The organism is Halalkalibacter flavus (assembly GCF_036663575.1).
In the GTDB taxonomy this organism is placed as follows: domain Bacteria; phylum Bacillota; class Bacilli; order Bacillales; family Bacillaceae_D; genus Halalkalibacter; species Halalkalibacter flavus.
In genome coordinates this window covers 22235-35650 of sequence record NZ_JAWRVK010000005.1, presented here as the reverse complement: position 1 = coordinate 35650, position 13416 = coordinate 22235, and the positions used below count along the sequence as shown (strand labels likewise).

Below are 13416 nucleotides of genomic sequence, written 5' to 3'. Positions count from 1 at the left end.
AAAAATTCACACCATTCACTTTTTATCTAATTCTAGCTGTTTCAAACCTTTTAACGCTTCTTGTTTTAATTGGTCTGATACCTTAACATAGGCATTTTGAATTGAATCCCAATTTTCACTAATTGCGTGAAAAACATCAACAATCGCTGTTGAGTTAGGAGTTACTTTGTTAATCGGAATTCCCGATGTAGGGATACCAATCACTTTCATAAAATCCTCTACTTTGTGATGATAGCCGATCCCAATAACAGGTGTTTGTGCGACAACAGATAGGATAAGCGAATGAAGTCTTGTTCCAATTATTAAATCCTGCTCCGCACTAATCCGAACTATTTCTGTTGGATGAAGATTGTCTTCAAGTAATGCTACCTTTTCTTGATGTTTCATTTTCGCATAGATATCTTTTGTCACTTGAACATCCTCTGGAAACTTTGTCGAGAAGAAGGTAACCTCTACCCCTTTTTCTTCAATCAATTGATCGAGTCCAGCAGCCATTCCTTCAACGTACGCATTATACTTTGGAAGATCCGGAGTCGGCCAATATTGATTGCTGAAATAAGGAACAGCCGTCACTCCCACTTTTTTGATTGCCTCTGAATACGTATGTGTTCTCTCCGCTGGTACGGAAAAAGCAGGATCTCCGATAACAGACACAGGTGCTTTTACCCCAATGGATTGCAAGAGCTTTTGTGAGTCCGTATCACGAACAGAGACCGACTCTGCTACATTCGTTAATTGCTTAATAAAAAACTTCCCAACTGCTGTGTTAAGAGGACCCGCGCCCACTCCATACACCACAACCCTGCACCCTGCACGCTTGCCTGTAATACCAAGGGTGCTATAAAGCGGCGCGTCTCGTTTATACATGTCCATTAATAGACCGCCACCGCCAATAATAAGCAAATCAAGCTCCTTCATCACGCGATAACTAGCACGAATCGTTGTTGTTCCTGATTTCAGGATACTCCCCTTTTTGTGGATAAGAGGTTTCGCTGTAATGCCGTAACGCTCTACCGTATTCTCAGGATTATTACTGAAGACAACGATGTCCTCTTTTTTCACATGGAGATGCTCGGTTAATTGATTCAAAATTCCCGTTAAGATCGCTTCATCTCCATTGTTGTTATTTCCGTAATTCCCAATAATTCCAACTTTCATGTTCTACGTCCTACTTTCCTGTGAATCGTTTTTCAACAAGATCCTTTAAATATATTTCCATCTCATCTTTTAAGTCTGCTCGATCAAGGGCAAATTCAATCGTCGTCTGGATAAATCCTAGCTTTTCTCCAACATCATAACGGGTCCCGCAAAACTCATAGGCAAGTACATCACGCTGTTGACTTAACGCCTGCAGGGCATCTGTCAGCTGGATTTCCTGGCCCTTTCCAGGTGCCGTATTTTCAAGAACGTCAAAGATATCTGGGGTAAGGATATAACGGCCCATGATGGCAATGTTTGACGGGGCTTCTGCCTTCGAAGGCTTCTCTACAAGTCTCTTCACCTTATGAACCCCTTTGCCATAAGGCTTGCAATCAACAATCCCATAACGTTCCACTTCATGATCGGAAACTTCTTGTACCCCTATAATTGGACTTTCATGTTTCTCATATAACTCCATCATTTGCTGCAAGCACGGGGTTTCTTCTGACTTAACAATGTCATCACCTAACAATACAGCAAAAGGCTCATCGCCGATAAACTTACGTGCACAATACACAGCATGCCCTAATCCTGATGGAGTCTTCTGACGTATGTAGTGGATATCGAGTAGGTCCGTACTTTGTTGAACCGTTTTTAGTAACTCTTCTTTTTCTTTTCTTCTTAGCTCTTCCTCAAGTTCGACCATTCTATCAAAGTGGTCTTCAATCGCTCGCTTCCCACGTCCAGTAATGATTAAGATATCCTCGATACCTGATTTCACAGCTTCTTCTACAATATATTGAATCGTTGGTTTATCAACGATTGGTAACATTTCCTTCGGTTGCGCTTTTGTAGCTGGTAAGAACCGTGTCCCTAAACCTGCTGCAGGGATAATCGCTTTTTTTACTTTCAAGACGGTACCCTCCCGTTTCTCATTCAGAGTTAATTCCTTCTACATTATACATGAGTCATTCCTACATTGCAGATTAATTCTTCGTTTCAATGATGTAAAAATATATGAAAATGTACATTCTATGAAGGAATCTTACGATATCAAAAAAGAGCAGCAGGCCCTCTGCTACTCTCCTTCTTTATTTACTAGAATAATAATCTTCAATACCTTTATATATCGCATTTGCTGCTTTTTCGTTGAAGTTTGAACGTTTCATTATCGTAGCATCGCGACTATTTGTAACAAAACCAAGTTCAACTAGTACTGCAGGCATATTCGTTTCAGTAAGAACTTTAAAATTTGCCGATTTCACTCCACGGTCACGCGTTCCTAGTTCAGCAACCAATCTCTTGTTAATCTTCTCAGCCAAATCTCTGCTCTCATTACTAGAGGAAGATGAAGCACTAATCCAAGTTTCCGTACCTTGCCCCCCTGAAGGTCCTGAATTAACATGAAGACTAACAAAAATATCAGCTTTTGCATCATTTGCAATTTTGGCCCGTTGATCTAATTCAACAAACACATCTCTGTCTCTTGTTATAACTGGCTTTGCACCAGCATTTTTAAGTTTCTTTTCCAATTCAAGTCCAACAGCTAATACAATATCCTTTTCCTGCAAACCGTTACCTACGGCGCCTGGGTCACGACCACCATGTCCTGGGTCAATCGCAATAACACGGTTTGATAACTTGGAGTTAGAGTTATTAGATGAATTGCTAGATTTGACATACGTCGAGCTTACAAATCCCCAATCATTGCCAAACTTAATTCTATACCAAGACCCAATCGTTTCATACACATCAACTTTTTGTCCATTTCTTACACTGCCAATTGATGAATGATTCGTCCCCGCACCAGAGCGGACATTTAATGTACTTGATACATTAACCACACCTGTAAACTGAGCGTTTTCCGGTTTCGGCTGTGATGCGCCTAAGCGATAGCTGTTATTCATCGCACGAGCTACATATGTAGCAAACTCTGCACGCGAAATGCTTTTTCCCGGTTCATAGCGTCCACCTGTTTCAACAATGCCATTTTGTTCTAAAGCTTTAATTTCTCTTTGAGCCCAATATCCAGAACTGACATCACTAAAAGAGCTAGATCCAGAACCATTCAATTTAAAGGCACGGGCAATAACCGCTGCTGCTTGAGCTTTTGTAAGGTTATCTCCTGGAGAGAAACGTCCATCACTGCGTCCAGTCAAAACTCCCAATGAAGCAGCACGCTCAATCTCTGGCGAAGCCCAATAAGAAAGGCTCACATCTCGAAATGTGGCTCTACTAACTTTAAGACCATCAACACCAAGAGCTCCTGTAAGAATTACGGAAGCCTGAGCACGAGTTAACGAGTTATTCGGACGGAATGTTCCATTTGGATAGCCTCCAATAATCCCGTTATCTTTTAAATAATAGATTTCTTTATGTCCCCATGCACTTGAAGGGACATCACTAAACGTACTTTGTGCTGAAGCATTCGTCCCTGTTCCTAACAAAAATAGGGAGAACAAGAGTCCGAAAACTAAAGACAAAGAAACTCCTCTTTTTAACAATTACATGCCTCCCATCCGTCATTTTTGTTCCATCCTAGAATAACATGTAAAATTCTATGAAACTAGCGATTTAAGAAAAATAGCGAAATTAGTATTTTTTTCGTATATCTTGTTGAAATCTATATAAATTTGGTAATCGCTTAAAAACCGTTGCCGCTCCCTTCACAATCGTATGAAAAAAAGCTAAAATAAGAAGACTGTTCATATTAAGGTGGTAAATTATAATGAAGAAAACTCTTTTTTCACTTTTTTTAATACTCATTTTCAGTTTTTTATCCGCTTGTTCGACAATGAATATGGAAAAAAAACTTGCTGAAGATCGTCGCATTGATTCGGAACTTTATGCTTATGACGACGAACAATTTCAATATAATGATTCATTGGTTCAAACCCTTGCAGAACGTTTCCGCTTCGAGAAACTATCGACTACAAATGTAAATAGCATTATGCAAGATGAGATCGCTGCAGGTAATTATAATGAAGTCATTATTTATTTACGTTACCTTTTAGCTGAAGAAGAGTCTCAAGCAGCAATGTATACACAACGCTATTACGAAGCACTGCAAGCTCACGTGAGAAACACGAATAATCCCTCTCCTAAATTGGTAGAAGATACACTTAACCAAGCTAAACGTCAGTACGAGCGTGAGCCAGAAAGACAAAATAACGTGGCCTATTATGCTTCACTCCTGATTGATACAAAGTATGATATCGACCTAGGAGTTGAGTTACTTCTACAATTAGAAGAGGATTTATACGCTAGTGGAGAAGATCCGAATAAGCAAACACTGCACGCACTTGCAAATGCACATTATGTAAAAGGGAATTACGAAGAAAGCGTGGAGAATTACCTTTTCTTAATCGCCTTGGAACCTGATGATATGTCCCTATACTATACGTTAAGTTACGTATTAGAAGAAATGGGAGAACACGAAGCCGCAGCAGCTTACCTAGAGATGACATACTCTCCTACGACCGATTTTTTAAAGACATATGGTACAGATACGTTCGGGATGTATCGTAGTTATTTTAATTCTAAATTGAATTAAAGAAAAATAAGAGGGATAGCTTGAAAGTCAAAGGGGGTGTCTCAAAAGGTCTGTTTTTGACCTTTTGAGACACCCCCGAAGCAATGAGCGGAGTCGCTACATTTTTTAAAAGCCTTGAGAGGAGTGGGTTTCTTCTCTCAAGGCGCGTAGCGAACGTAGCCATTGCCTCCTCTGTTCCGGACTTTTAGGACAGCCCCTTTTCATTTTAGGCTAAGGGAAAAAGTATATATTTCTTATTAAGGTTGGACTTTCCTGACATACGAAGGACTTTTCTCCGTTTTCCCTATGCAGTTTTATTGGGGCTCAAAAAGTCAAATACAAACCTTTTGGAACAACACCTGTCCCTTGCTTTCTCTTAGTTTGTTTTGTCCATCACCCTGATGATGGACGCTCCTCTCCTTTCCTTAAACCAGCTAGTTAACGATGCTTCCAAGTCCATCTTCCGTTACATTGATAAAACTATAAAGCTAGTATAAAATAGACAAGCGATGAGAGAGTCCTAGCTCCTTTGCTTCTTCACTTTGTATCTTAATACTGACAACAAAAGTGGAGACTACTATAACAAATAAATATTTAGTCAGTAAGTACAAACAGAGTTTTTGATTAAATGAAATTATTAAATTGGAGATGTATATTATGGTCGATTTAAAATCACCAGAAAGAAGGTTCCGTCCCGAATTAGAAGGGATACGAGCAGTTGCTGCACTTCTGGTTGCAATTTATCATATTTGGTTAGGCTCCGTTTCTGGTGGAGTAGATGTTTTCTTTATTGTGTCAGGGTATTTAATTACCACTCTTTTATTATCAAAAATGGAAAAGGTCGGCTCAGTCAACGTATTTGAGTATATATTAGGTTTGGCTAGAAGGTTATTTCCCCTTGCTTTTACTGTTATTTTAGTTACTACCATTGGTTCTATTCTCATCTTACCGCATGCACAATGGGGAGAAGCGATTCCGCAACTTTTTGCATCAGCGTTATATTATCAAAATTGGCAATTGGCCCACAATGCGGTCGATTATTTAGCACAAAATAATGAAGCAAGTCCATTCCAACATTACTGGGCTCTCTCGATTCAAGGCCAATTCTATTTACTATGGCCGTTTATTATTTTTATATCCTTTTTTATTGCCAGAAAGATGCTAAAAACACCTGCTAGAAAAACACTGCTTGCTGTGCTGCTCACTATTTTTGCAGCTTCACTTAGTTATTCCGTATACATTACGACAGTTAATCAGCCGTGGGCGTATTTTGACACGTTCGCCCGTGTATGGGAATTTAGTTTAGGTGGAATTTTGGCGCTACTGATTCCATATCTTTCATTTAATAAAGCAGTCAGTTTTATACTAGGTTGGTTCGGGTTAACGATTATCTTATTAACTGGAATTCTTTTGCCTGTATCAACAGTCTTTCCAGGATATGCAGCGCTACTGCCAACAACCGGGGTCATTTTCGTCATAATCGCTGCTGAGGGGGGAAGCAAGTTTGGAGTGGAGAAATTACTAGGATCAAAGCCACTCTCATTCTTAGGGAACTTTTCCTATGGGATTTATTTATGGCACTGGCCGATTTTAGTTTTCTATTATGATTACTTTAGGACAGAGACTGTATCGATCTTTGGCGGGATTGCGATTATCCTTGCTTCAATCGCTTTATCAATCGTATCGGTAAAAATCATTGAATCACCAGTCCGAAACATGAACGTAAAGCAATCTAAGGTCAAGCTCTCCGCCATTTTGGTGAGCTTCATGGTCCCTGTTCTGGTCGCGGGTACAGCTTGGAGCGTATATGTAGCCAATAGCCAAACCTTAGATGGATACCATTCGATTAAGGATTATCCAGGTGCACAATCGATCTTTTATGGCATTGAACCGACTCCAGGTCTAGAGCCACTGCCGAATGCCGTTCAGGCAAAAGCTCACTTGCCAACTTTTTATAATGAAGAAGAGTTGAACTGCTACTCCGGGTTAAATGACCCTAAAGTAACACTCTGCTCGTACGGTGAGCTAGAAAACCCTGACTATACGATTGCTCTTGTCGGTGGTTCTCATTCAGGGCACTGGTTCCCTGCTTTAGAAGAAATGTCAGAAAGGTTGAATATAAGAATCGATGTTTATAATAAAGATGGCTGCAGATTTTCCGATGATGATTTTGATGGAATCCTGAACGAGTCTTGTATGGAGTGGAATGAAAATGTTCTCGATCCATTAACAACAGATCCACCTGATTTCGTATTTACAACAGCAAACGTCAATCGAGGTGATACCCTCCCTCCAGGATATCTCAATCAGTGGAAAAAACTAGAAGGTATTACCGAAGTTATAGCCATACGTGATAACCCGAGGATGGAAGATGACATTCCTTTATGTGTCGAGGTAAATCCTGATGAATGTTCCGTTCCAAGACAAGATGCCTTGTCCGACATTCCTCCGTGGGAAAACACAGAAGGGATCCCTCCCAATGTGTTCTTTATCGACCTATCCGACTATTTCTGTCCAGAGGGAACATGTGAGGCTGTTATTGGAAATGTATTAATTTACCGTGACAATCATCACCTTTCCACTTTATATTCTGAAACGCTAGGACCTGTTTTAGAGGAATATATGATTGAAGCTTTTGAAAAGCTGAATAAATAAGAACAAATGATGTTAAACAAAAACGAGGCTGGCTCAAAAGGTCCTATCTTTGACCTATGAGCCAGCCTCGTCATCGTATTAATATATGCGCGATGGCATAATTATGGAAACTTTTAAGTTGGCATTATGCTCTCGGATGGCGTCCATAATTTCTTTGTCTGTCACGCCTTCCTTTGCCGTAATTAAATACGTGAGCTGATACATCGTTCCAAGACTTGTCGTTTCAACTTGCTGCAAAGTATAGTTTTTCAAGTACTTATCAAACAACTCATCAAACAGCTGTTCATAATGTAAGTTCTCTGGAATTGTCACCTTTAGTGTTTTTTCTTCTACATCTTTCTTGCCGTAATCAACAACAAATAAAATGTAGATTAAAACAGACAGCGTAATCGCAAATAAAATAGCTAAAATATAAAAGCCTAACCCGCAAGCAATCCCTGTTGCCATGCCGAAAAAGATAAACGCAATATCTTTCGGGTCACTCATCGCACTTCTGAAACGAATAATCGAGAATGCCCCGACTAAACCGAAGGCCACGGCAATATTATTTCCAATGACAATCATAATGACTGAGACAACGACAGACATAATAATGATTGTATGAATAAACGACTGAGAATATTGACCTTTTTTATGAGTAAGTTTATAAACCCATGTAATCAGTAAGCTTAAAATAAAACTTAAAATAATGGCTGCAAATGACTCAATCACAGCTAACCGTGTAGTATGATCTGCAAAAAATTGAAGTTCTTCAAACAATTGATTCATCGTATTCTCCTCAAGCTAAATAATGACTTTTTCCCTCAGTGTTACAGCGTCCCTACGCGCTTCTTCCATTAAATCGATACTTGTACAAAATTTCGAGACACTTTGCTTTTTACATTCAAATTCGCTAAGTAGACGCGTCAACCAAAGCGGGACACTATGCGTAACCTTCACTTCCATAATAACTAAATTCGGATCAACAAAGTGCTTCCCTTGTGGTCCATCTTCTACCCGCAAGTTATCATCACGGCACATTAAATTAAAATCGAACGTAACACGCAAGTCCTCTTCATATAAACCATGAAATGCCTGACGATCATAACTCACAATGATTCGAGGATCTAAGTCATATAAGCTCTTGAACGAATGAACCTCTTTTAGAATTTGCGGGTTTGAAAGGTCGTAGCCTTCCATAAAATCAGTTGTGCCACTTTGCAAGTAATGGTAAGCGTCACTTAATTTAATTTTCGTACGACGCTTATTAACAACATTGTTATACTTTTGCTTTACTTCTAAAAATGCAGGACCTTCTATCGTTGCATCTTCATAAACACGAAGTCGAAGTTTTTGTCTGAACCTAAGTTTATTTCTTGTTTCATAATAAATCTTTTTATCAGGGGAATCAAAATATAAACTAACAATGTTATAATAACCATTTGTACCAAATTTGTCATATCGCATTCTTTCTAACAAATAAGGGACTAATTTTTCGTAAATATTATATGGGATTAAATATTTCACTTCATAACGACTAAAGATCTCAAGTGCCAAGACCAATCACCACCTTAATTTATATTGGACTTAAGCTTTACAATATCTTTATAATAAGACTATTGATTTTTACAGAACGTTAACATAATTAGTAGTATAACACTGGTTTAATTCAACTGTCATTACAAAATCTAAGAGTTTTATTAATGGGAAAATCATTTTGAAATCATGATCATATTCAAGTTTCGTACAGGAGGACTCATAAATTGAAGAAGCAATTGTTTAAGAATTTACTATGGCTTATCCCTATTATTGCCCTAATATGGGGGATTGGATTTCAAATTGCCGATGATCAAAAATTGGTATTTGAAGATCCTGCTTTCGAAGAAGCAATTCGGACAGAATTACAAGTAGAAGAAGGAGCTATCCGGAAAGATATGCTCAATCGAGTAGAAAAGCTCTCCCTTGCTAATAGTGGAATTACCTCCATTGAAGGGATACAAGCCTTTGAGAACTTGGTAAGTTTAGACATATCTGGCAATAAAATTAGTGATTTGCAACCATTGCAACGGATGATTCGACTAGAAAGTTTGGACGTTCGAGATAATAACATTACTACGCTTGAGCCATTAGCTCAATTAAGAGCATTAACTTCCTTAAGTGTACGAGGGAATAAAGTTGAAAGCTTGGAACCAATTGGAAATTTAACAAATCTACTTTCACTAAACATTCGTGAAAACAAAATAGATGATTTAACTCCTCTTAGTAAATTGACAGAGCTTAACGACTTAAATGCAAGATATAACGACATTAGATCCGTTGAAGTGTTAACAACGTTACCTACTTTACGTGAGCGTCTTTATTTAGAAGGAAATCCCATTACAGATTGGATCGTACTCTCTCAAGCATACGACTCAATCAAAGATAAAGACTTTGCGCGGCCTGAACATCACTTAGTCTTTTCTGAGACAGGTGGATTATTCGATTCCGAGATTACAGTAAGCATATCTACTGAAGGAGATTCTGAAGGTGTCATTCGTTATACAACGGACGGTTCAGCTCCAGATGAAACATCAACTGCTTACAGTAACCCTATTGAAATTGCAAAAAATACAGTTATTCGTGCTAAGTTTTTCGCGGAAGGGATAGAGGAAAGTGATGAGGTTACTCACACATACTTAATTGGTGTTGATACGACATTACCAATTGTTTCTATTTCTACTGATCCAGCTAACCTATTTGACCGAGAAATTGGTATCTATGTACCAGGTATTTACTACAACCCAGATGCACCGAACCCACATCACACTGGAAATTTTGCACAAAGCGGAGCGGAATGGGAACGCCCGATTAACCTCGAGTTCTTCGAAAAAGACGGAGAGCGAGTCTTATCACAAGGTGCAGGTATCCGGATGCATGGAGGTGCATCAAGGACCGTTGATCGAAAGTCATTCCGTCTTTATGCTAGGAGTGATTACGGTGAAAATCGATTCCGTTACCCATTCTTTGAGGATGACACGCGAAGTGAGTATAACCGGTTACTTTTAAGAAATTCCGGGAACGATTGGAATAACACATTGTTCCGTGATGCCATGCTTCAAGAACTAATAAAAGATTTCGACTTAGAAACACAGTTATACCGCCCTACTACGCTATATGTAAATGGAGAGTATTGGGGTATTTATAACTTGAGAGAGCGGTATGATAGCCATTATTACGAAATTAAACATGGTGTCGACCCTCAAAATCTTGATTTTCTTGAAAGAGATGCAACGGTAATAGAGGGGACAAATGATGATTATGTTGCTCTTCTTGCCTATATGAGAGAAAATGATCTATCACAACCTGACGTATATGAACATGTTGCAAACCAAATTGATGTAAACAATTTTATTGATTATCAAATTGCACAAATTTTTGTCAGAAATACAGACTGGCCGGGAAATAACAACCGTTATTGGCGTGAACGACCTGATGGGAAGTGGCGCTGGTCTGTCTATGATCTTGATTTTGCTTTTGACTTACCTGGAGCTATCGGTACTGTTGCTCATCATACACTTGCATTTGCTACAGAACCAGGTGGGACAAGCTGGCCAAATCCAGATTATTCGACGTTTTTATTACGAACGCTCCTTGAAAATGATTCATTCCGTGAGACATTCATCTCACGCTTTGCTCATTATTTAAATACGAATTTCGAATCAGATCATGTTATTCAAACGATTGATAATATGGCTGCGGTTATTGCTCCTGAGATGCCAAGTCATATTGATCGTTGGGGTGCACCTGTCGATGTCGAAAAATGGAATGAAGAAGTCGATACAATGCGCTCCTTTGCCAAAGAGAGACCAGATTTCGTTCAAGCTCATCTTTTAAGCTATTTTGATTTACGTGGAATAGGCGAAATGACAATAGATAACGTTGATCCCGATCTAAAATGGAAAATTGCTGGACGAGATGCAAGTGATTTACCTGCCGGATGGAGTGGAACGTATTTTACAGACACACCAATTGATGTTTCGTTCCCGGAATTGGAGCAAATCCAAATTGATTCTAGTGATGAAACAGTCGTGGAACTAGGAGAAAACGGTACATTACTTTTACAAGAAGAGGGACTTTCTACGATTACTTTCTCCACAGCTAATGAAGTTGTTCTTGAGTTAACTATCGATGTCTCTCATATTAAGCAAAAAAACGAAACGGTAGAACTGGGTAGTACAGTTGAGCTAATCGATAATAACGTTGTACGTTGGGAAACAAGTGACGCAGATGTCGCTTCTATCGATGAAAACAATGTTCTCCAAATTAATGATTTTGGTTCCGTTGTTATTACTGGCCACACCCGTGAAGGCAATATCATTCACATTCTAAATGTTTCTACAAACAATATCGCTGATACCGCTGATTTTTACAATGCAAATAGTCCGATCTTCCATTACTCTGGAACTTGGCAACAAAGCAGAATTGCTGAACATAGAGATCAATTAGCGATCTTCTCAAACGAAATAGCTAGTGAAGTCTCTTTTACTTTTGAAGGAACAGGATTTATTTGGTATGGATACAGCGCAAGTACTCAAGGGTTAGCTGATGTTTATGTAAACGATGAGCTGATTGCTGAAGTCGACACTTATCAACCTAATGCAGTCTTCCAAAATGAGTTATTTGAGTTGACCGATTTAGAGCATGGTGAGCATACAGTCAAAATCATCGTCAAAGGTGAGAGCCGATCTGAAGCTACGAATGAGAGAATTCATATTGATGGGATTCAAGTATTAAAGTAAGTGGATAACAAAGCATGCACACGAGGTATTTTAGATGAAACTCTCGTGTGCATTTTTACATTTTATTGTAGAGATACAAGTTAAAGATTTAAAATTGAGTTATGAAAGACTTTTTCAACTGATTTACATTTAAATTGGTCTTCATCATAGCTATGAAGCTCTTTTCTCTACCTCTCCCCTTTTACTTCTGCCTTCATCGGCACTATGAAGACCTTTTCTCAAGCTATATTCAAAAACTTCGGTCTTCACCTTTACTAAATTTCACTTACATTTCTATTTTCCACTTAAATTCTCATAGGCATTCTCGTAATAAAATGGTAATCTAATATAGGAGTTTTCGACTACTACTTACTAACTTTTTGTGAGGAGCGTTTCATTGAGAAGCCTATTTGCCACGTCCATTATTTTTATAACCATTGGTGCATGTTTATATAGCATCTTCCAGTCCGAAGAAGCCTATAATCCAGAACTTGTTCTAGAGAATAATGAATCATACGTCCTAGAAAACACATCTAATAAGCTTAACCCATACGTGAAATCAGAGTTTCTACCTGTACTCATGTACCATCATTTTGAAGAAGAAATTACGGATTACCCATCCATGACCGTAACTCCAGAAACGTTTAAAAATCAATTACTCGCATTAATAGAAGCAGGATATGAAACCATTACGACTGAACAAGCGCTACAGTTTTATCAAAAGAAACATGATGGTCTACCAGATAAGCCCGTTTGGATCACCATTGATGACGGCTATCTAAGTAACTATGAATTTGCTTTTCCGATTTTAAAAGAGTTGAATATGAATGCAACGATATACGTTATCGCTAGCAAGATGGGGAAAGAACGATTGACCATCCCCCACTTTACATGGGACCACGCTCGTGAGATGGTCCAGTCCGGGTTGATTGATATTCAAAGCCATACGTATGATTTGCATCATCGTGAAAAAAAGGGCCTTGAAGCCATGCTTCTTCGTGAGGAACGGGATGACCAAGAGGAAATAGATGAGCAATACTATACTCGGATTTTTGATGATTTACAAAAATCAATTGATGTGATTGAAACAGAAATTGGAACAAAGGTCTTCTCCTTCGCTTATCCTTTTGGAGCCTTTAACGATGTAACCGAACAAATTGTTCAAGATGTCGGATTTGAATTGGTATTACTAACAGGCAGACGGACAAGCCATATAACTGACAATCCCCTGCGAATTAACCGCCTTAATGTTAATGATAACGTGTCCGGTATAGAATTAATTGAACGAATCGAGACGTTTAAGCCTTCTGTTTTTGATGAAGAGATATAAAGGCGTTCAAAAAAGCAGAGCGT

General features: G+C 38.8%; 9 protein-coding genes. 4 read left to right on the top strand and 5 right to left on the bottom strand.

What is annotated here, in order from left to right; all coding sequences use genetic code 11:
- Positions 1-15: 15 nt before the first annotated feature.
- From SAY88_RS04815 to SAY88_RS04805, 3 genes are all read right to left on the bottom strand, one after another.
- Positions 16-1158 carry a polysaccharide pyruvyl transferase family protein gene (locus SAY88_RS04815; RefSeq protein WP_332629801.1) on the bottom strand — a complete coding sequence of 381 codons (1143 nt, stop codon included), beginning with the start codon at positions 1156-1158 and terminating at the stop codon, positions 16-18.
- Between the two features lie 10 nt (positions 1159-1168).
- On the bottom strand, positions 1169-2053 hold the full coding sequence (gene galU / locus SAY88_RS04810) for a UTP--glucose-1-phosphate uridylyltransferase GalU (protein WP_332629800.1): 885 nt from the start codon (positions 2051-2053) through the stop codon (positions 1169-1171).
- Positions 2054-2231: 178 nt separating this feature from the next.
- On the bottom strand, positions 2232-3644 hold the full coding sequence (locus tag SAY88_RS04805; protein WP_332629798.1) for an N-acetylmuramoyl-L-alanine amidase: 1413 nt from the start codon (positions 3642-3644) through the stop codon (positions 2232-2234).
- A 224-nt stretch (positions 3645-3868) separates the two neighbouring features.
- Here SAY88_RS04805 and SAY88_RS04800 point away from each other — a divergent pair, with 224 nt between their 5' ends.
- Positions 3869-4693, top strand: coding sequence for a tetratricopeptide repeat protein (locus SAY88_RS04800; protein WP_332629797.1), 825 nt, complete (start codon positions 3869-3871; stop codon positions 4691-4693).
- A gap of 636 nt (positions 4694-5329) precedes the next feature.
- Positions 5330-7327: an acyltransferase family protein gene (locus tag SAY88_RS04795; protein WP_332629795.1), complete on the top strand. Its 1998-nt coding sequence runs from the start codon at positions 5330-5332 to the stop codon at positions 7325-7327.
- Positions 7328-7405: 78 nt separating this feature from the next.
- Here the strand turns inward: SAY88_RS04795 and SAY88_RS04790 are convergent, their stop codons facing one another.
- Positions 7406-8095: a DUF4956 domain-containing protein gene (locus SAY88_RS04790; RefSeq protein WP_332629794.1), complete on the bottom strand. Its 690-nt coding sequence runs from the start codon at positions 8093-8095 to the stop codon at positions 7406-7408.
- A 15-nt stretch (positions 8096-8110) separates the two neighbouring features.
- Positions 8111-8863 carry a polyphosphate polymerase domain-containing protein gene (locus SAY88_RS04785; RefSeq protein WP_332629793.1) on the bottom strand — a complete coding sequence of 251 codons (753 nt, stop codon included), beginning with the start codon at positions 8861-8863 and terminating at the stop codon, positions 8111-8113.
- Positions 8864-9069: 206 nt separating this feature from the next.
- Here SAY88_RS04785 and SAY88_RS04780 point away from each other — a divergent pair, with 206 nt between their 5' ends.
- Together SAY88_RS04780 and SAY88_RS04775 are read left to right on the top strand one after the other, a co-directional pair.
- Positions 9070-12084, top strand: coding sequence for a CotH kinase family protein (locus tag SAY88_RS04780; RefSeq protein ID WP_332629792.1), 3015 nt, complete (start codon positions 9070-9072; stop codon positions 12082-12084).
- Positions 12085-12460: 376 nt separating this feature from the next.
- Positions 12461-13393 carry a polysaccharide deacetylase family protein gene (locus SAY88_RS04775; protein ID WP_332629791.1) on the top strand — a complete coding sequence of 311 codons (933 nt, stop codon included), beginning with the start codon at positions 12461-12463 and terminating at the stop codon, positions 13391-13393.
- Positions 13394-13416: the final 23 nt, after the last annotated feature.

Excerpts from the sequence above, each read along its gene's own strand:
- SAY88_RS04795 (WP_332629795.1), top strand. The coding sequence starts at position 5,330 with ATGGTCGATTTAAAATCACCAGAAAGAAGGTTCCGTCCCGAATTAGAA.
- SAY88_RS04815 (WP_332629801.1), bottom strand. The coding sequence starts at position 1,158 with ATGAAAGTTGGAATTATTGGGAATTACGGAAATAACAACAATGGAGAT.
- SAY88_RS04800 (WP_332629797.1), top strand. The coding sequence starts at position 3,869 with ATGAAGAAAACTCTTTTTTCACTTTTTTTAATACTCATTTTCAGTTTT.
- SAY88_RS04790 (WP_332629794.1), bottom strand. The coding sequence starts at position 8,095 with ATGAATCAATTGTTTGAAGAACTTCAATTTTTTGCAGATCATACTACA.